Here is a 17,086-nt window from a genome sequence, read left to right as displayed (position 1 = left end):
TCCGCCCCGAGCTGGGACGATGCTCGGGCAGACCTTGTGCAGGTCGCTGCAGGGGGGTTGTCCAGACATTCTCTCGCGCCTAGGGTCCCTTCCGAGTGCAAGCGCTTTCCAAGCGCCTGTCCGCCGGTTGTCCGAGGAGCACCGCATGTCCGTGACCCCAGGGTCTCCCGTCCGCCGCCGCGTGGCCGTCGTCGGCACCGGAGCCATCGTGAGCGGCAGTCACCTGCCCGCGCTGCGGGCCCACTCCGACCGGGTGGAACTGGTGGCCGCCGTCGATGTGGACCAGGACCGCCTCGACGCCTTCCGCGAGCTGGCCGGAGAGCAGGTCGCCGGGTACACCTCGGTGGACGCGATGCTGGACGCCGTACGCCCCGATCTGGTCCTCATCGGGACGCCGCCCTCGCTGCACCGCGAGCAGACGGTGGCCGCGCTGAAGGCCGGCGCCTGGGTACTGTGCGAGAAGCCGCTCACCCTGTCGCTCGCCGAATACGACGAGATCGCCGCCGCCGAGGAGGCCTCCGGCGCGTATGCGGCGGTCGTCTTCCAGCACCGCTACGGATCCGGCGCCGTGCACGCCCGCGAGCTGATCACCAGCGGCGAGCTGGGAGCCCCGCTGGTGGCGCACTGCCAGACCACCTGGCACCGGGACGCGGCGTACTACGCGGTGCCCTGGCGCGGGAAGTGGGCGAGCGAGGGCGGCGGCCCGACCATGGGCCACGGCATCCACCAGTACGACCTGCTGCTGCACCTGCTCGGTGAGTGGCGGGAGATCAGCGCGATGGCCGCGCGCCTGGTCCACGACACCGAGAGCGAGGACGTGTCCACCGCCCTGGTGCGTTTCCGCAACGGCGCCCTCGCCACCGTCGTCAACAGTGTGCTCTCCCCGGACGAGGTGAGCCGCATCCGCATCGACTGCGCGGACGCCACGGTCGAACTCACCCACCTGTACGGCCACGGCAACGACAGCTGGACCTACACCCCGGCCCCGCACGTCGCCTCCGAGCGGGCCACCGCCTGGCGCACCCCCGCGAGCGACGTGCCCAGCTCGCACACCGCGCAGCTGGGCACACTCCTCGACGCCTACGACACCGGCACCCGGCCACCGGGCAGCGGCCACGACGCCCGCGCCACCCTGGAGTTCGCCGCCGCCCTGTACAAGGCGGCGTTCACCGGCCGCTCGGTGCGCGCGGGGGAGATCGGCCCCGGCGACCCCTTCTACGAGGCCATGCACGGCGAGTACCCCGACTGGGCCCCCAAGGAGCGCGCATGACCATCCGCGTCACCCACACGCACGGCGAGGACATCGCCGTCACCGCAGGCGGCACGGAGATCCTCCGCTATGTCTACCGCCCCGACCCGGACCCCTTCGAGTCCCGCAAGCCCTACGCCCACCCGGTGCGCACCCTTTCGGGCCGCACGGTCACCGGCTACCGCCCGAACGACCACCGCTGGCACAAGGGCCTGCAGATGACCGCGAGCCATCTGTCCGGCCAGAACTTCTGGGGCGGCAACTGCTACGTCCACGGCCAGGGTTACCTGCCCCTGCCCGAGCGCGTCGGCTCGATGCGGCACGACGGCTTCGCGGACTTCACCGTCGGCGACGACCGCCTCACCTTCACCGAGAATCTCACCTGGATCGAGAACGGCGGCGAGGAGTGGGCGCGCGAGGTGCGCGGCCTGACCGTCCACTCGGTGGACGAGGAGGCCGGTTCCTGGGCCCTGGACTGGTCGATCCGCCTCACCAACGTCCGCTCCGAGCCTCTGGTCTTCGGATCACCGACCACCGCGGGCCGTGAGATGGCCGGTTACACCGGACTCCAGTGGCGCGGCCCGCGCGACTTCACCGGCGGCACGGTCTTCGCCCCGGACACCGACGCCGACGCGGGCAAGCTGATGGGCACCCAGGGCCCCTGGATCGCCTTCACCACCGAGCACGACGACGTCGACGGCCACTCGACCCTGGTGTTCGCGCACGCGCCCGAGAACCTCGACGGGACGTCCTCGATCCACGAGTCGCACTGGTTCGTCCGCTCCGAGCCCTTCCCGACCGTCGCCTTCTCCTGGGCCTTCTTCGAGGAGTTCGAGCTGCCGCCGGGGGAGTCCTTCGGGTACCGGTACCGCATCGTCGTCGCCGACGGCGCCTGGGACCGGGACCGGGTCGGCACCCACCTGGAGGGCCTGCCGTGGTGAGTGAACCCAAGCCGGCGGGTCTTCCGCACCCGCTCCCCGGCGCGATCGGCCTGTCGCACCTCAGCGCCTACGACTGGGAGGCCGCCGACGGCGTCTGCGGCGGCAGCCCGCACCTGCACCTGGTGTGCACGGAGGCGTACGTCGTCACCGGCGGCCGGGGCGCGGTCCAGACCCTGAGCCCGGACGGCTACCGGGAGATCCCCCTCGAAGCCGGCTCCCTCGCCTGGTTCACGCCGGGCACGGTGCACCGCATGGTGCAGGGCGGCGACCTGCGCATCACCGTGCTGATGCAGAACAGCGGCCTGCCCGAAGCCGGGGACGCCGTGTTCACCTTCCCGCCCGAGGTGCTCGCCGACCCGGAGAAGTACGCCGCAGCGGCCGCCCTGCCGCCCGGCACGGGACCGCAGACGGCCGCGGCCGCCCGGCGCCGCAGGGACCTCGCCGTCGAGGGGTACCTCGGGCTGCGCGAGGCTCTCGTCGCCGGCGACAACGGACCGTACCTGGAGTTCCAGCGGGCCGCCGCCCGGATCGTGCGCGACAAGGTGCCCACCTGGCAGGCCCTGTGGCGGGAGGGCGCCCTGGCCACCGCGGAACGCACCGGCGCCCAGCTCGACGCGCTGGCCGCCGGCGATCCCGCCTACCTCGGCGGCGCCACCGCCCACGAGGCCGCGCCCACCCGGCTCGGCGGCTTCGGCATGTGCGGCCGGCGCGACGAGTACGCGCTGCCCGGCACCACGCTGCCGTACCAGGGGGAGTAGCAGGAGGTCTAAGGGGCGGCAGGGGGGGACCTGAGGGGGGCTCAACCGAAACTCCGTATCGAGAGGAGTGACCTCGGCATGCCCGGACACAGGACAAAGGGGTTCTGCGCGTCGGCCGCCGCACTGGCACTGTGTGCCGTGCTGGCGGGCTGCGGAGGATCCGGCGAGTCCGCAGGCGGCGGCAAGGTCGTGCTGCGCTATACGTGGTGGGGCAATCCCGACCGCGCGGAACGCACCGAGCGGGCCGTCGCGCTGTTCGAGAAACAGCACCCGGACATCGACGTGGCGACGTCGTTCTCCGGCTACGACGCCTACAAGCAGAAGCTCGCCACCCAGGCCGCCGGCGGTGACGCCCCGGACGTGATGCAGCTGGACTACCGCCAGATCGACCAGTACGCCTCCGGCGGGGTCCTGCTCGACCTGGCGGAACAGAAGTCCGTCCTGCGTACCTCCGAGATCGACCCGGGCCTGCTCGCCACCGGCCGCGTCGACGACGTCCAGTACGCGATCCCGCAGGGCCGCGGCACCGAGACCGTCGCCTACGACGTCCAGACGTGGAAGAAGTCGGGCGTCCCCCTGCCCGGCGAGAGCTGGACCTGGAGCGAGTGGGCCGACACCATGCGGGCCCTGGCGAAGAAGACCGGCAAGCCCGGGGCGACCGACCCCGGCCAGAGCGAGGACGCCTTCGAGGTCTGGCTGCGCGGCCGGGGCAAGGCCCTCTACACCGAGGACGGCGGACTGGGCTTCACCGCAGGCGACCTCGCGCGCTGGTGGACCTTCACCGACCGGCTGCGCCGCGAGGGTGCCGTCTCACCCGCCGAACAGACCACCCAGCTCGACGGCTCCGTCGAGAACACCCCGCTGGGGCGCGGCACTTCGGTCACCGACGCCAACTGGGACGCCCCGGCCAGCGGCTTCGCCGCCCTGGTCAAGGGTGGAGTCGCCCTCGCCCCGATGCCGTCCGGCGAGGACGGCACACCCGGTCAGTACTTCAAGCCGTCCATGTTCGTGGGCGTCTCGGCCGGCACCGGCCACCCCGAGGAGGCCGCGCGGCTCGTCGACTTTTTGATCAACGACCGGCAGGCCGCGAAGATCCTCGGCGCGAGCCGCGGCATCCCCGTCAACGAGACGATCCGCGACGAGACCGGCCCGCAGCTCAAGGACTTCGACAAGACCATCGCACGCTTCCAGGCATCTCTGGAGGGCAAGCTCAAGGACCCGCCTCAGGCGCCTCCATCGGGCGACAACGCCCTGCAGAGCACCTTCCAGCGCGACTACGACCAGGTGTCCTACGCGCGCATGTCGCCCCGCGAGGCGGCCGAGAACTACGTCACCGAGGCGAAGGCGGAGCTGAGGCCATGACCACCACCGCGATGCCCGCGGAGGCGAGGCGCGCCCCCGCCGCCGCTCCGAAGCGCGGCCCCAAGCGCGAACGCGAGGGCGCCGCCTGGCTGTTCCTCTCGCCCTGGGTGCTCGGCGCGATCGTCCTGACACTGCTGCCGATGGCCGTGTCGCTGTACCTGTCGTTCACCGACTACGACCTGTTCAACCCGCCGAAGTGGATCGGTCTGCGCAACTACGTGCAGATGTTCACCGAGGACCCCCGCTACTGGCGTTCGGTCGTGACGACCCTGACGTACGTCGTCATCGCCGTGCCCCTGCAACTCGCCCTCGCCCTCGTCGTCGCACTCGCACTGAAGGGCATGAAACGCGGCAAGGGCTTCTACCGCTCCGCCTTCTACGCCCCGTCCCTGCTCGGCGCGTCGATGTCCGTCGCGCTCGTCTGGCGGGCGGTCTTCAACGACGGCGGCACGGTCGACAACCTGCTCGGCACCGGCGGCTGGGTCAACAAGCCCGGCTGGGCGCTGCTGGCCGTGGCTCTGCTGACCGTGTGGCAGTTCGGCGCGCCGATGGTCATCTTCCTCGCCGGACTCCAGCAGATTCCCGCCGAGCTCTACGAGGCGGCGGCGGTCGACGGGGCCGGGAAGTGGCGGCAGTTCCTGTCCGTCACCGTGCCGATGCTGTCCCCGGTGATCTTCTTCAACCTGGTCCTGCAGACCATCCAGGCCTTCCAGGTGTTCACCCCCGCCTTCGCGGTCAGCGCGGGCAAGGGCGGACCGGCCGACTCGACCCTCGTCTACACCATGTACCTCTACGACCGCGGCTTCGTCGCCTCCCACATGGGCTACGCCTCCGCCATGGCCTGGGTGCTGCTCCTCGCGATCGGCGTCGTCACGGCGGTGCTGTTCCGCACCTCGCGCTCCTGGGTCTTCTACGCTTCCGAGGGGGACCGGTGACCTCGACCACTGCCACCCACAGGCCCGTTCGATGGGGCCGTGCCGCCGTACACCTCGGCTGCCTGGCCGCCCTGCTGGTCATGCTGTACCCCTTGGCCTGGCTGCTGGCCACTTCGCTCAAACCCGCCGACGAGGTCATAGCCAGCCTCGACCTGCTGCCCAGCCACCTGGAGTGGTCGAACTACGCAACCGCCCTCGACGGTGTCAACGACGTCTCCATCTGGCGGCTGCTCGGCAACTCCCTGCTGATCGCGGGCGGCGCGGTCCTCGGCAACGTCATCAGCTGCTCACTCGCCGCCTACGCCTTCGCACGGCTGAGGTTCCGCTTCCGCGGGCCGCTGTTCGCCTTCATGATCGCCACGATCATGCTGCCGCACCACGCGGTGCTGATCCCGCAGTACATCATCTTCAACCAGCTGGGCCTGGTGAACACCTACTGGCCGCTGATCCTGCCGAAGTTCCTCGCGACGGAGGCGTTCTTCGTCTTCCTCATCGTGCAGTTCATGCGCGGTCTGCCGCGCGAGCTGGAGGAGGCGGCCCGGATCGACGGCTGCGGTCCCTTCCGGAGCTTCTTCCAGGTCGTGCTGCCGCTCACCCGGCCGGCCCTGATCACCACCGCCATCTTCACGTTCATCTGGACCTGGAACGACTTCTTCACCCAGCTCATCTACCTTTTCGACCCGGAGAAGTTCACCCTCACGCTCGCCCTGCGCTCCTTCGTGGACGCCTCCAGCACCTCCGCGTTCGGCCCGATGTTCGCCCTGTCGGTGATCGCGCTGCTGCCGATCGTGCTGTTCTTCCTCGCCTTCCAGCGGTTCCTGGTGGAGGGCATGGCGAGCTCCGGGCTGAAGGGGTGAGCGAGATGACCGCGAGGGACACGGGCGAGGTGTTCGGCCCGCGCATGACCCTGTTCGCCGAGGTGCTGAGCGTCGGACTCGCCACGGCGGCGGCCTGCCTGCCCCTGGTCACGGTCCCGGCCGCGCTGTCGACGGCGTGCGCCGTGCTGCGGGGAGCGGGAGTGGACCAACCCGTCACGGCGGGGCGGTACTTCGCCCTGCTGCGGCGGCGGTCGCGCGCCGGTGACCTGGTGGCGGGGTCCGTCGTCCTGGCGGGTCTGCTGGTGTTCGCCGCCGATGTGGCGCTGGCCGGGGCCGGGCTGCCGGGGGCGCCGCTGTTCGCGGTGGCGGCCGCGGTGATCGGCACGGTCGCGGTGGTGGTCGGCCTGCGGGCTTGCGGGCGCCCCGAGTCGCTCACCGACTGGCGTGCGGCGGTGCGCGGGGCCGGCCGGGACGCCGTGGCGGACGTGGGGGGCAGCGGCCTGGTCCTGCTCGCCGTGGCGACGGCAGCGCTGTGCGCCTGGATGCTGCTGCCGCTGGCCTTCCTCGTCCCCGGACCGCTGGCCCTGGCGCTGACCGCCGTCGACATACGCCGGTCCGCCGCCGTTCTCCGTCAATAGCCGGAAGTTCAGAGGCTATTGGGACACATCAGGTGTGAACACCGGGACGAGGTGGTCATCCTCTTGTCATGAACCTGCGACTCGATGGGCGGGTCGCAGCCTCATGGAGGTGTGGGATGCACCGCAGATGGGCAACCGGTCTTGCCGCCACCACTTTGAGCCTCGTCACCGTGGTCGGCGCCGCCACCAGCGCGAGCGCCGCTCCTGCCGACAAGCCCCAGGTGCTCGCGAACTGGACGCAGACCAGCGCGTCCAGCTACGGCACCTGGGCCGCCGCCCGGGCCAACCAGGCCGCCTGGGCCGCGTACGCCTTCGACTGGTCGACCGACTACTGCTCCTCCTCGCCGGACAACCCGTTCGGCTTCCCCTTCTCGATGTCCTGCGCCCGTCACGACTTCGGCTACCGCAACTACAAGGCGGCGGGCACCTTCAGCGCCAACAAGTCCCGGCTCGACAGCGCCTTCTACGAGGACCTGAAGAGGGTCTGCGCGGCCTACAGCGGCGGCACGAAGACCTCCTGCACCAGCACGGCCTGGACGTACTACCAGGCCGTGCGGGCTTTCGGCTGACGGTTCGTCACCGTGAGGGCGCCGGGCGGCGGGGTGGGTCCCCGCGCCCGGCCGACCCGAGGCTCACCGGCGCAGGGCGCCGCCGATGCTGATCCGCGGCCACGAACGGGCCCCCGTGAGCAGGGCCTGCGTCCGCGCCGAGGGCGTGGCCGCCGCTGCCGCCAGGGCCGCCGCCGCGCTCGCGATGCCGAGGACAGCGCCCGCCGCCACGTCGCCCGGGTAGTGCACGCCCGTGTGGACGCGGGAGTAGCCGACAGCGCTCGCCAGCGCGCCGAGGGGTACCGCCGCGGGCGGCAGGACCACCCCGACGGCGGTGGCGAAGGCGACCGCAGACGCCGTGTGCCCGGACGGGAACGAGGCGGAGGTCGGCATCTTGACGTGCCGGTCCACCGTCACCCGGGCCGCTTCGCGGTCCGGCCGCGCCCGGCGCACCAGGCGCTTGCCGAGCAGGTTGGCCGAGGCCGAGGCCACGGCGATCGCGCCGACGCCGGCGAGGGCGGCCTTGCGCGGTCGCTTCCCGGCCAGGGCCAGGGCGGCGGCGATGGCGAACGAGATCTTGGAGTGGTCGGCCGCGTGCGACAGATGGCGCAGCGCCCGGTCCAGGGTCGGCGTGGGAGTGGCGGCCACCGCCGCGTACAGGGCGCCGTCCACGGCCCTGAGATCGCCGAACACGGCGCTCACGAGCCGGCCGGGTCGACTCGCGAAGCCCCGGGTGTGCTGAAGCGGACGGGGGGCGTCCGCGTCTGTGGTCGTCGGATCGGTCATGTGCTTCTCCCCGCAGTGGCCTTCCCCAGCAAGGTACCGGCTCACGCCCGGCGCATGCTCGGCGCCCCCGCGAGCTGGTACCTCCCGAGTGCCCGGACGGCGGACGACCACCCCGGTGAGCCGGAACACTGAGCACATGCCACTGCTGCCCCGCCGGACCCTGCGCGCTCTGGAGCGTTTCCACGCCGCCCGCCCCTGGGACCACAACGCCCACTTCCACAGCTGGATCCTGAGGCAGCTGCCCGAACGGGTGGGCAGCGCCCTGGACGTGGGCTGTGGCAGTGGCGACCTGGCCCGGCTGCTGGCCGGCCGGGCGGAGCGCGTCCACGGGATCGACGCCGACCCGGAGATCACGGCCCGGGCGCGGGAGCTGACCCCGGCGACGGCCGCGGTGACCTACACCGCGGCCGACGCGCCCACCGGCCTCGGTGACCGGTCGTACGACGTCATCACCTGCGTCGCCGTCGTCCACCAGCTGCCGCTCACCGAGGCCCTCGAGGCCTTTCGTGACCATCTCGCTCCCGGCGGCACCCTGGTGATCGTCGGCGTGGCCCAGGAGCACACGCCCGTCGACCACCTGCTCGGCATCGCGTCGATCCCGCTCAACGTCCTCATGGCGCTGCTGAAGAACCGGGGCCGCCCGGCGCCCCGCCCGGTCTCGATGACCGCCCCCACTCGCCCGGCGGACCTGACCTTCTCCGAGATCGCACGCGAGGCCCGGGTCGTCCTCCCCGGTGTCCGTCTGCGCCGCCGCCTGTTCTGGCGCTACACGCTGGTGTGGCGGCGCCGCTGACCCGTCGGTGCCTCAGTCGGCGGCGCGGAAGGTGCGCAGCCGCAGGGAGTTGCCGACGACGAAGACCGAGGAGAAGGCCATCGCCGCCCCGGCGATCATGGGGGTGAGCAGGCCGGCCGCGGCCAGGGGGAGGGCCGCCACGTTGTAGGCGAAGGCCCAGAACAGGTTCGAGCGGATCGTGCCCAGCGTGCGGCGGGCGAGCCGGATGGCGTCCGCCGCGGCCCGCAGATCGCCCCGGACGAGCGTCAGGTCGCCGGCCTCGATCGCGGCGTCCGTGCCGGTGCCCATGGCAAGACCGAGATCCGCCTGGGCGAGGGCCGCCGCGTCGTTGACCCCGTCACCGACCATCGCCACCGACCGGCCCTCGGCCTGGAGCCTCTTCACCACCTCGACCTTGTCCTGCGGGAGCACCTCGGCGACGACCTCCTCGATGCCCACCTCGCGGGCGACGGACCGGGCCACCGCCTCGTTGTCGCCGGTCAGCAGGATGGGCGTGAGGCCGAGCACCCGCAGCCGGCCGACCGCTTCGGGGCTCGTGTCCTTCACGGCGTCGGCGACCTCCAGTACGGCACGCGCCTCGCCGTCCCACGCGACCGCGATGGCCGTGCGCCCGGCGTCCTCGGCCGCCGCCCTGGCCCGGGCCAGGCCCTCGGGAAGCTCCATCGCCCAGTCGGCCAGCAGCCGCTCCCGTCCGACGAGCACCGCGTGGCCCTCGACGACGCCCTGCACACCGAGCCCGGGCACGTTGGCGAAGTCCTCGGGTGTGGGCAACGCGCCCAGCTTCTCCAGCGCCCCCTCGGCGACGGCCCGGGCGATCGGGTGCTCGGAGGAGTGCTCCAACGCCCCGGCCAGCCGCAGCGCTTCGGCTTCTTCCGTGCCCTCGGCGGTGTGCACGGCCAGCAGCGTCATACGGCCGGTGGTGACGGTGCCGGTCTTGTCGAGGACGACGGTGTCGACCCGGCGTGTGGATTCCAGGACCTCCGGGCCCTTGATGAGGATGCCGAGCTGGGCGCCCCGCCCGGTGCCCACCATCAGCGCGGTCGGCGTGGCCAGACCCAGGGCGCACGGGCACCCGATGACGAGGACGGCGACCGCCGCGGTGAAGGCGGCCGTCAGCCCGACGCCGTTGCCCAGCCAGAAGCCCAGCGTGCCGAGCGCCAGGGTGATCACCACCGGCACGAACACCGCCGAGATCCGGTCCGCGAGCCGCTGCGCGGCGGCCTTGCCGTTCTGCGCGTCCTCCACCAGCCGGGCCATCCGGGCCAGCTGGGTGTCGGCACCCACCCGCGTCGCCCGGACGACGAGCCGCCCGCCGACGTTGATCGTGGCGCCGGTGACCGGGTCGCCCCTGCCCGCCTCCACGGGGACGGACTCGCCGGTGAGCATCGAGGCGTCCACGGCGGAGGAACCCTCTTCGACGGTCCCGTCCGTCGCGATCTTCTCGCCGGGCCGGACCAGGAATCGGTCGCCGACCGTCAACTCCGTGACCGGAACGGTCTGTTCGCGGCCGCCGTCGCGCAGCACCGTGACGTCCTTCGCGCCCAGCTCCAGCAGTGCCCGCAGCGCCGCGCCCGCCTTGCGCTTGGCGCGGGCCTCGAAGTACCGCCCGGCCAGGATGAAGGCGGTCACGCCCGCGGCGGCCTCCAGGTAGATGTTCCCGGCGCCGTCCGTGCGCTCGATCGTCAGCTCGAAGGGGTGCGTCATGCCCGGCGTGCCCGCGGTGCCGAAGAACAGCGCCCACAGCGACCACAGGAACGCGGCCGAGGTGCCCACCGAGATCAGGGTGTCCATGGTGGCAGCGCCGTGCCGCGCGTTGGTGAACGCCGCCTTGTGGAAGGGCCACGCCGCGTACGTCACGACGGGTGCGGCCAGGGTGAGCGACAGCCACTGCCAGTACTCGAACTGCAGCGCCGGGATCATCGCCATGGCCACGACGGGCACCGCGAGCACCACCGCCGTGATCAACCGCTCGCGCAGCGGCCGCAGTTCGTCGGCCTTCGTGTCCGTGTCGTCCTGCCCGGTGGGGGGAGCGGGCTCCCGCGCGGTGTACCCGGTCGCCTCGACGGTGGCGATGAGATCGCCGACGGAGACATCACCGGAGTAGCTGACCTTGGCCTTCTCCGTCGCGTAGTTGACGGTCGCTGTGACCCCGTCCATGCGGTTGAGCTTCTTCTCGACGCGTGCCGCGCAGGAGGCGCAGGTCATGCCGCCGATGGCGAGCTCGATCTCGGCGCCGGTGCCGGTCGTCGTACCGGTGCTCATGGCTCAGACCCTCCCGGTCAGCTCGTAGCCGGCCTCGTCGACGACCTCCGCGATCGCGGCGTCGTCGGGCTCGACGGCACTGGTGACGGTGACATGGCCGCTGTCGAGGTCGACCTCGACACCGCGGACGCCGTCCAGCTCGCCGATGACCTCGGTCAGCGTGGCCTCGCAGTGGCCGCAGGACATTCCGGAGACGGCGTAGGTGGTGGCGGGCATCGGGTGCCTCCTCTGGGCGATGCAACAGATTGCGGTGGATACGGGGCAGGGGTATTCCGCGCTGCCGTCAGATATACCCCTCGGGGGTATACGATGCAAGCGCGAGAATGACTTGACTGGGTACCCCCCAGGGGTATTGTGAAGTGCATGGAGGCCCCGCGACCGAGCGGGAGGCCGGTATCTGAAGGAGCCCACGGCCATGAACACCGGACTGAGGATCACCACCTTCGCCGCCGCCCTGGCAGCCACCTTCGGCGCGGCCTACGGCGTCGGACAGGGCGTGGGCCCCGTCGCCGCCGACAGCCCGCCGAAGCACGGAGACGAACACAGCCGGCCCGCGCCGGAGCGGTCGGTGGGAGGCGACCACGCCGGACACGACACACCCCCGGCCGGCGGACTGCAGATCTCCGAGGGCGGCTACACGCTCGACCTGGAAACCCCGCGCGTCACCGCGGGCGAGCCGTCCGACCTGCGCCTCACCGTCCGGGACACCGGCGGCCGCGCGCTCACCGCCTACCAGCGCGAGCACGACAAGGAACTGCACCTCATCGTGGCCTCACGCGACCTGGTCACCTATCGCCATCTGCACCCCACCCGCGCCGCCGACGGCACCTGGAGCACCCCCGTGGACCTGCCCCGCGCGGGCGGCTACCGCGTCTTCGCCGACTTCACCCCGGCGAAGGAGAACGCCCAGAACCTCACCCTCGGCGCGGACCTCGCCGCCTCCGGCCCGTACGAGGCCCGGCCCCTGCCGCCCGCGAGCACCACGGCCCGGGTCGACGGCTACGACGTGAAACTGACCGGCGCCCCGCGCCCGGGCAGGGCGAGCGAGCTGCAGCTGAAGGTCTCCCGCGACGGCAGGCCCGTCACCGACCTCCAGCCCTACCTCGGCGCCTACGGCCACCTGGTCGCGCTGCGCTCCGGGGACCTCGCCTACCTGCACGTCCACCCGAACGGCGAACCCGGCGACGGCACGACCAGGTCCGGACCGGACATCTCGTTCACGGCCGCCGCACCCAGCTCCGGCGCCTACCGCCTGTTCCTGGACTTCAAGCACGACGGAAAGGTCCACACGGCGGCGTTCACCGTCCGCGCCGGGGCAGCGGCGGCCGACTCGGGTACCCCCGAGGGGCATGCGGAGGGCAGCCACGGGCACTGACGGTCAGCCGAGCGCCCGGTCCAGATTGAAGGCCGCGCTGATCAGCGCGAGGTGCGTGAACGCCTGCGGGAAGTTGCCCTGCTGCTCCCCGGTGTGGCTGATCTCCTCGGCGTACAGGCCGAGATGGTTGGCGTACGTCAGCATCTTCTCGAAGGCCAGGCGCGCCTCGTCGATCCGGCCCGCGTGCACCATCGCCTCCACGTACCAGAACGAGCAGATGGAGAACGTGCCCTCGTCGCCGCGCAGTCCGTCGGGGCTGGAGCGGGGGTCGTAGCGGTAGACCAGCGAGTCCGACACCAGTTCCTCGGTGAGCACGTCCAGCGTCGACAGCCACTTCGGATCGGTGGGGGCGATGAACTTCGTCAGCGGCATCATCAGCACGGCAGCGTCCAGAACATCGCCGTCCTCGTGCTGGACGAAGGCCCGGCGTTCCCCGGACCAGCCCCGGCTCATGATCCGCCGGTAGATCGTGTCGCGGCACTCCCGCCAGCGCGGCAGGTCGGCGGGCAGGCCACGCCGGTTGGCCATCCGGATGGCCCGCTCGATCGCCACCCAGCACATCAGCCGCGAGTACAGGAAGTTCCTGCGCCCGCCCCGCGTCTCCCAGATCCCCTCGTCGGGCTGGTCCCAGTGCGCGCACACCCAGTCCACCAGCGCGCACACGTCGTCCCAGTGGCCGCTGGAGATGGGCTTGGCCCACTTGTCGTAGAGGTAGATCGAGTCGATCAGCGCGCCGTAGATGTCGAGCTGGAGCTGGTCGGCAGCGGCGTTGCCGACCCGTACCGGCGCCGAGCCGTGATGCCCTTCCAGATGGTCAAGGGTGCGTTCGGGCAGCTCGGTGCGTCCGTCGATGCCGTACATGATCTGCAGCGGGCCGGAGACCTTGCCGTCGCCCGGGCTGATGTGCCGGGTCACGAAGTCCATGAACGCCTCGGCCTCCCCGGTGAAGCCCAGCCGCAGCAGGGCGTAGACGCAGAACGCCGCGTCGCGCACCCACACGTACCGGTAGTCCCAGTTGCGCTCGCCGCCCAGCTCCTCGGGCAGGCTCGTCGTCGGCGCGGCCACGATCGCCCCGGTCGGCGCGTACGTGAGCAGCTTCAGCGTCAGGGCCGAGCGGTGCACCATCTCCCGCCAGCGGCCCTTGTACCGGGACGCCGACAGCCAGCGCCGCCAGTACGCCACCGTCGCCGCGAACTGCTCTTCCGCCTCCGTGCGCGCACACCGGCGGGGCGTCACGGCGCCGCCGACCTTGTCCAGCGCGAACACCGCCGTCTCGCCCTCGGTGAGCTTGAAGTCGCCCCGCGCGTCCGGCCCGTCCGCCTCCAGCGGCACGGTCGCGGTGAGCGCGAGCGTCATCCCCTCGGTCTCGAACACCGCGGTGTCGCCGGAAAGCCGCACGGTGTGCGGCAGGGAGCCGTAGTCGAACCGGGGCGCCACCCGCGTACGGAACGGTATCGAGCCCCGTACGCACACCACCCGCCGGATCAGCCGGTGGCGCTCGGCCTCGGCCGCACCGCCGCCGACCGGCATGAAGTCCTGCACCTCGCCGACCCCGTCCTCGGTGAAGAACCGCGTGATCAGGACGTTGGTGTCGGGAAAGTAGAACTGCTTGGTCCTGGCCGGCACCGACGCCGCCAGTTCGAAACAGCCACCGCGCTCGGCGTCCAGGATCGAGGCGAACACACTCGGCGCGTCGAAGGCCGGGCAGCAGTACCAGTCGATCGTGCCGTCGGTCCCCACCAGGGCCACACTGCGCAGATCACCGATCAGCCCGTGCTCCGCGATCGGCACGTACCGCCGCCCGCCCCGGTCCTGCGCCGCTCCGCCCATGACAGCCTCCCTGCCCGGTAGGCGCCTCAGCCCAAGCCTAGAGCCGCCGCCGACGGACCGCCGCCGACGGACCACCGCCGACGGACCACCGCCGTCAGGCCGTGACGACCCGGAGCCCGGCTTCCTCGAAGCGCCGTACCGTCTCCGCGTCGGCCGCCGTGTCCGTGACCAGCGTGTCCACCGCCTCGGCCGCGCAGATCCGGGCGAACGCCCGCTGCCCGAGCTTGCTGGAGTCGGCGGCGACGACCACCCGCTCGGCCCGCTCGCACAGCAGCCGGTTGATCGCCGCCTCGGCCTCGTCGTGCGCCGCCGCACCGTGCGTGACGTCGAAGGCGACGACACCGAGCACCGCCACGTCGACGGTGATCTGCCCGAGCACCCCGTCCGCGAGCGGCCCGACCAGCTCGTAGGACTGGGCCCGCGCCACCCCGCCGGTCAGCACGATCTTGAACTGGGGCCGCACCGCCAGCTCGTTGGCGATGTTCAGCGCGTTCGTCACCACGGTCAGGGCGGGCACGCCGGACACCAGGTCCCCGCGCACGGCCAGCGCTCGCGCCACCTCGGTCGTGGTGGTCCCGCCGCTCAGCCCGACCGCCTCGCCCGGCGCCACCAGCTCCGCCACCGCCTTGGCGATGCGCTGCTTCTCCGAGGCGTGACGGGCCGTCTTGTAGCGCAGCGGCAGCTCGTAGGACACGCCGTGCACGACCGCGCCACCCCGGGTGCGCACCAGCATCTGCTGCTCGGCGAGCCCGTCGAAGTCACGGCGGATCGTCGCCGCCGACACCCCGAGCTCAGCCGCCGCGTCCTCGACGTCCATCCGGCCGCGCTCCACGAGCAGTTCCAGCAGCGCCTTCCAGCGGGCGTCGCGCGACATCCGCACACCTCCACGTCTCGATCTCCGGCGACCCTAGCGCATCAGATCGCACGCTGATGTTTGATGATGCTCGAAAGATGGCTATATCTTGCAGGAACAATCAGAGGTGCGGGCTTGTGAAGCGGAGGGTGCGGGATGAGGCATGTCGAGGACGAACTGGCGAGCCAACCCGAGTGCTGGGAACGCGCCGCGTCGGAAGCGCCCCGGTTCCTGAAGGCGCTGCCGGCGCCGGGGGAGCGGGTCGCCATCGTCGGCTGCGGCACGTCGTACTTCATGGCACAGGCCGCCGCGGCCCTGCGCGAGGGCGCGGGCCAGGGCGAGACCGACGCCTTCGCCGCCTCGGAGTTCCCCCACGGCCGCCGCTACGACCGGGTCGTCGCCCTCACCCGCTCCGGCACCACGACCGAAGTCCTGGACCTGCTGACCCGGTTGGAGGACGGTACCCGCACCACCGCGATCACCGCCGACCCGGACACGCCGGTGACGACGGCCGCCGACGACCTCGCCGTCCTGGACTTCGCCGACGAACGCTCCGTCGTGCAGACCCGGTTCGCGACCACGGCCCTCACCCTGCTGCGCGCCCACCTCGGCCTCCACCCCGGCACCGCCGTCACCGACGCGCGCACCGCCCTGGCCGAGCCGCTGCCCGGAGGGCTCGTTGAATGCGGGCAGTTCACTTTCCTGGGGCGCGGCTGGACCGTCGGCCTGGCCAACGAGGCCGGGCTGAAGATGCGCGAGGCCGCCCTGGCCTGGGCGGAGGCCTACCCGGCGATGGAGTACCGGCACGGCCCCATCAGCGTCAGCACCGAGGGCACGGCCACCTGGATGCTGGGCGACGCACCGGACGGACTCGCCGAACAGGTACGCGGCACCGGCGCGTCGTGGATCGCCGGAGCCCTGGACCCGCTCGCCGAACTCGTCCGCGTCCACCGGCTCGCGGTCGCCGTCGCCGCCTCCCGCGGGCTGGACCCCGACACCCCGCGCCACCTGACGCGCTCGGTGATCCTCGAACCCTGACCCAGGAGACCCCGTGCCCCTCACCACCACCGGCGACCTCGTCACCCGCGCCGCGACGGCCGGCTCCGCCGTCGCCTCCTTCAACGTCATCACACTGGAGCACGTCGAGGCGGTCATCGCGGGCGCCGAGTCGGTCCGCGCCCCCGTCGTCCTCCAGGTCAGCGAGAACGCGGTGAAGTTCCGCGGCGGACAGATGCTCCCGCTCGCCCGCGCGGCCGTCACCGCGGCCGAACACGCAGCCGTGCCGGTCGCGTTGCACCTCGACCACGTGCAGAGCGACACCCTGCTGCACCAGGCCGCGGACGCCGGTTTCAGCTCCGTGATGTACGACGCGGCACGGCTGCCCTACGCGAAGAACCTCGCGGCGACCCGGGCGGCGGTCGACTGGGCGCACACCCAAGGGCTGTGGATCGAGGCCGAGCTGGGCCAGATCGGCGGCAAGAACGGCAGACCGCCGCTGGACGCGCACGCGCCCGGCGCCCGCACCGACCCCGACGAGGCACGGGCGTTCGTCGCCGACTCGGGTGTGGACGCCCTCGCCGTCGCCATCGGCACCTCCCACGCCATGACCACCCGCACCGCCGCCCTCGACCACGCCCTGCTGAAACGCCTGTCGGCCGCACTGGACGTCCCGCTCGTCCTGCACGGCTCCTCCGGCGTCCCGGACGACGAACTCACGGCGGCCGTGGCGGGCGGCATCACCAAGGTCAACATCGGCACGGCCCTGAACATCGCGCTGACCGGAGCGATCCGGGAGTTCCTCACGGACCGGCCCGAGGCGGTCGACCCGCGCGGCTACCTGACCCCCGCGCGGGAGGCGATGACACGGGCGGTGGCGAGGACCCTGAAGACCCTCGGCACCGCCACCGCTTGACGGCCTTCAGCACCACGAACTGCGGT

The 17,086-nt window shown here is 72.1% G+C and carries 17 protein-coding genes; 12 read left to right on the top strand and 5 right to left on the bottom strand.

Translation table 11 applies throughout. From position 1 onward, the window contains the following. The first annotated feature begins 145 nt into the window (after positions 1–145). From ACFY5B_RS21140 to ACFY5B_RS21105, 8 genes are all read left to right on the top strand, one after another. A complete protein-coding gene (locus ACFY5B_RS21140; protein ID WP_389971360.1) occupies positions 146–1,270 on the top strand; it encodes a Gfo/Idh/MocA family protein in 1,125 nt (374 codons plus the stop codon). Next, positions 1,267–2,190 (top strand): PmoA family protein, encoded by a 924-nt coding sequence (locus ACFY5B_RS21135; RefSeq protein WP_389971358.1) that lies wholly within the window; start codon positions 1,267–1,269, stop codon positions 2,188–2,190. Before ACFY5B_RS21140 ends, ACFY5B_RS21135 begins: the two co-directional genes overlap by 4 nt. Further along, positions 2,184–2,948 carry a cupin gene (locus tag ACFY5B_RS21130; RefSeq protein ID WP_389971356.1) on the top strand — a complete coding sequence of 255 codons (765 nt, stop codon included), beginning with the start codon at positions 2,184–2,186 and terminating at the stop codon, positions 2,946–2,948. Before ACFY5B_RS21135 ends, ACFY5B_RS21130 begins: the two co-directional genes overlap by 7 nt. 78 nt (positions 2,949–3,026) lie before the next feature. After that, positions 3,027–4,310 carry an ABC transporter substrate-binding protein gene (locus ACFY5B_RS21125; protein ID WP_389971354.1) on the top strand — a complete coding sequence of 428 codons (1,284 nt, stop codon included), beginning with the start codon at positions 3,027–3,029 and terminating at the stop codon, positions 4,308–4,310. Continuing rightward, positions 4,307–5,245 carry a carbohydrate ABC transporter permease gene (locus ACFY5B_RS21120; protein WP_389971352.1) on the top strand — a complete coding sequence of 313 codons (939 nt, stop codon included), beginning with the start codon at positions 4,307–4,309 and terminating at the stop codon, positions 5,243–5,245. The genes ACFY5B_RS21125 and ACFY5B_RS21120 overlap by 4 nt, the downstream gene beginning before the upstream one ends. Further along, positions 5,242–6,102 carry a carbohydrate ABC transporter permease gene (locus ACFY5B_RS21115; RefSeq protein WP_389971350.1) on the top strand — a complete coding sequence of 287 codons (861 nt, stop codon included), beginning with the start codon at positions 5,242–5,244 and terminating at the stop codon, positions 6,100–6,102. The genes ACFY5B_RS21120 and ACFY5B_RS21115 overlap by 4 nt, the downstream gene beginning before the upstream one ends. A gap of 5 nt (positions 6,103–6,107) precedes the next feature. After that, on the top strand, positions 6,108–6,701 hold the full coding sequence (locus ACFY5B_RS21110; protein ID WP_389971348.1) for a hypothetical protein: 594 nt from the start codon (positions 6,108–6,110) through the stop codon (positions 6,699–6,701). A gap of 116 nt (positions 6,702–6,817) precedes the next feature. Further along, complete coding sequence (locus ACFY5B_RS21105; protein WP_389971346.1) at positions 6,818–7,270, top strand: phospholipase; 453 nt, start codon at positions 6,818–6,820, stop codon at positions 7,268–7,270. A gap of 63 nt (positions 7,271–7,333) precedes the next feature. On the opposite strand, the gene ACFY5B_RS21100 is transcribed toward ACFY5B_RS21105, so the two are convergent. Beyond that, positions 7,334–8,035 carry a phosphatase PAP2 family protein gene (locus ACFY5B_RS21100; protein ID WP_389971344.1) on the bottom strand — a complete coding sequence of 234 codons (702 nt, stop codon included), beginning with the start codon at positions 8,033–8,035 and terminating at the stop codon, positions 7,334–7,336. A gap of 136 nt (positions 8,036–8,171) precedes the next feature. Here ACFY5B_RS21100 and ACFY5B_RS21095 point away from each other — a divergent pair, with 136 nt between their 5' ends. Beyond that, positions 8,172–8,828 carry a class I SAM-dependent methyltransferase gene (locus ACFY5B_RS21095; protein ID WP_389971342.1) on the top strand — a complete coding sequence of 219 codons (657 nt, stop codon included), beginning with the start codon at positions 8,172–8,174 and terminating at the stop codon, positions 8,826–8,828. A 12-nt stretch (positions 8,829–8,840) separates the two neighbouring features. Here the strand turns inward: ACFY5B_RS21095 and ACFY5B_RS21090 are convergent, their stop codons facing one another. Both ACFY5B_RS21090 and ACFY5B_RS21085 read right to left on the bottom strand, forming a co-directional pair. Continuing rightward, complete coding sequence (locus ACFY5B_RS21090; protein WP_389971340.1) at positions 8,841–11,090, bottom strand: heavy metal translocating P-type ATPase; 2,250 nt, start codon at positions 11,088–11,090, stop codon at positions 8,841–8,843. 3 nt (positions 11,091–11,093) lie between these two features. Next, positions 11,094–11,306, bottom strand: coding sequence for a heavy-metal-associated domain-containing protein (locus tag ACFY5B_RS21085; protein WP_389971338.1), 213 nt, complete (start codon positions 11,304–11,306; stop codon positions 11,094–11,096). A 199-nt stretch (positions 11,307–11,505) separates the two neighbouring features. Here ACFY5B_RS21085 and ACFY5B_RS21080 point away from each other — a divergent pair, with 199 nt between their 5' ends. After that, complete coding sequence (locus tag ACFY5B_RS21080; RefSeq protein ID WP_389971337.1) at positions 11,506–12,465, top strand: hypothetical protein; 960 nt, start codon at positions 11,506–11,508, stop codon at positions 12,463–12,465. 3 nt (positions 12,466–12,468) lie between these two features. Here ACFY5B_RS21080 and ACFY5B_RS21075 read toward each other — a convergent pair whose 3' ends face one another. Together ACFY5B_RS21075 and ACFY5B_RS21070 are read right to left on the bottom strand one after the other, a co-directional pair. After that, positions 12,469–14,295, bottom strand: a complete 1,827-nt coding sequence (locus tag ACFY5B_RS21075) for a glycoside hydrolase family 15 protein (RefSeq protein WP_389971336.1) — start codon at positions 14,293–14,295, stop codon at positions 12,469–12,471. 94 nt (positions 14,296–14,389) lie between these two features. Continuing rightward, positions 14,390–15,169: a DeoR/GlpR family DNA-binding transcription regulator gene (locus tag ACFY5B_RS21070; protein ID WP_389971334.1), complete on the bottom strand. Its 780-nt coding sequence runs from the start codon at positions 15,167–15,169 to the stop codon at positions 14,390–14,392. Between the two features lie 135 nt (positions 15,170–15,304). Here ACFY5B_RS21070 and ACFY5B_RS21065 point away from each other — a divergent pair, with 135 nt between their 5' ends. Both ACFY5B_RS21065 and ACFY5B_RS21060 read left to right on the top strand, forming a co-directional pair. Continuing rightward, positions 15,305–16,186 (top strand): SIS domain-containing protein, encoded by an 882-nt coding sequence (locus tag ACFY5B_RS21065; RefSeq protein WP_389971332.1) that lies wholly within the window; start codon positions 15,305–15,307, stop codon positions 16,184–16,186. Between the two features lie 13 nt (positions 16,187–16,199). Continuing rightward, complete coding sequence (locus tag ACFY5B_RS21060; RefSeq protein ID WP_389971330.1) at positions 16,200–17,060, top strand: ketose-bisphosphate aldolase; 861 nt, start codon at positions 16,200–16,202, stop codon at positions 17,058–17,060. Positions 17,061–17,086 lie beyond the last annotated feature (26 nt).

It is taken from the genome of Streptomyces sp. NPDC013187 (assembly GCF_042899705.1).
Taxonomy (GTDB): domain Bacteria; phylum Actinomycetota; class Actinomycetes; order Streptomycetales; family Streptomycetaceae; genus Streptomyces; species Streptomyces hawaiiensis_A.
This window is presented reverse-complemented; position numbering and strand designations above follow the sequence as displayed.

Excerpts from the sequence above, each read along its gene's own strand:
- ACFY5B_RS21140 (WP_389971360.1), top strand. The coding sequence starts at position 146 with ATGTCCGTGACCCCAGGGTCTCCCGTCCGCCGCCGCGTGGCCGTCGTC.
- ACFY5B_RS21135 (WP_389971358.1), top strand. The coding sequence starts at position 1,267 with ATGACCATCCGCGTCACCCACACGCACGGCGAGGACATCGCCGTCACC.
- ACFY5B_RS21125 (WP_389971354.1), top strand. The coding sequence starts at position 3,027 with ATGCCCGGACACAGGACAAAGGGGTTCTGCGCGTCGGCCGCCGCACTG.
- ACFY5B_RS21120 (WP_389971352.1), top strand. The coding sequence starts at position 4,307 with ATGACCACCACCGCGATGCCCGCGGAGGCGAGGCGCGCCCCCGCCGCC.
- ACFY5B_RS21110 (WP_389971348.1), top strand. The coding sequence starts at position 6,108 with ATGACCGCGAGGGACACGGGCGAGGTGTTCGGCCCGCGCATGACCCTG.
- ACFY5B_RS21105 (WP_389971346.1), top strand. The coding sequence starts at position 6,818 with ATGCACCGCAGATGGGCAACCGGTCTTGCCGCCACCACTTTGAGCCTC.
- ACFY5B_RS21100 (WP_389971344.1), bottom strand. The coding sequence starts at position 8,035 with ATGACCGATCCGACGACCACAGACGCGGACGCCCCCCGTCCGCTTCAG.
- ACFY5B_RS21095 (WP_389971342.1), top strand. The coding sequence starts at position 8,172 with ATGCCACTGCTGCCCCGCCGGACCCTGCGCGCTCTGGAGCGTTTCCAC.
- ACFY5B_RS21090 (WP_389971340.1), bottom strand. The coding sequence starts at position 11,090 with ATGAGCACCGGTACGACGACCGGCACCGGCGCCGAGATCGAGCTCGCC.
- ACFY5B_RS21085 (WP_389971338.1), bottom strand. The coding sequence starts at position 11,306 with ATGCCCGCCACCACCTACGCCGTCTCCGGAATGTCCTGCGGCCACTGC.
- ACFY5B_RS21080 (WP_389971337.1), top strand. The coding sequence starts at position 11,506 with ATGAACACCGGACTGAGGATCACCACCTTCGCCGCCGCCCTGGCAGCC.
- ACFY5B_RS21075 (WP_389971336.1), bottom strand. The coding sequence starts at position 14,295 with ATGGGCGGAGCGGCGCAGGACCGGGGCGGGCGGCGGTACGTGCCGATC.
- ACFY5B_RS21070 (WP_389971334.1), bottom strand. The coding sequence starts at position 15,169 with ATGTCGCGCGACGCCCGCTGGAAGGCGCTGCTGGAACTGCTCGTGGAG.
- ACFY5B_RS21065 (WP_389971332.1), top strand. The coding sequence starts at position 15,305 with ATGAGGCATGTCGAGGACGAACTGGCGAGCCAACCCGAGTGCTGGGAA.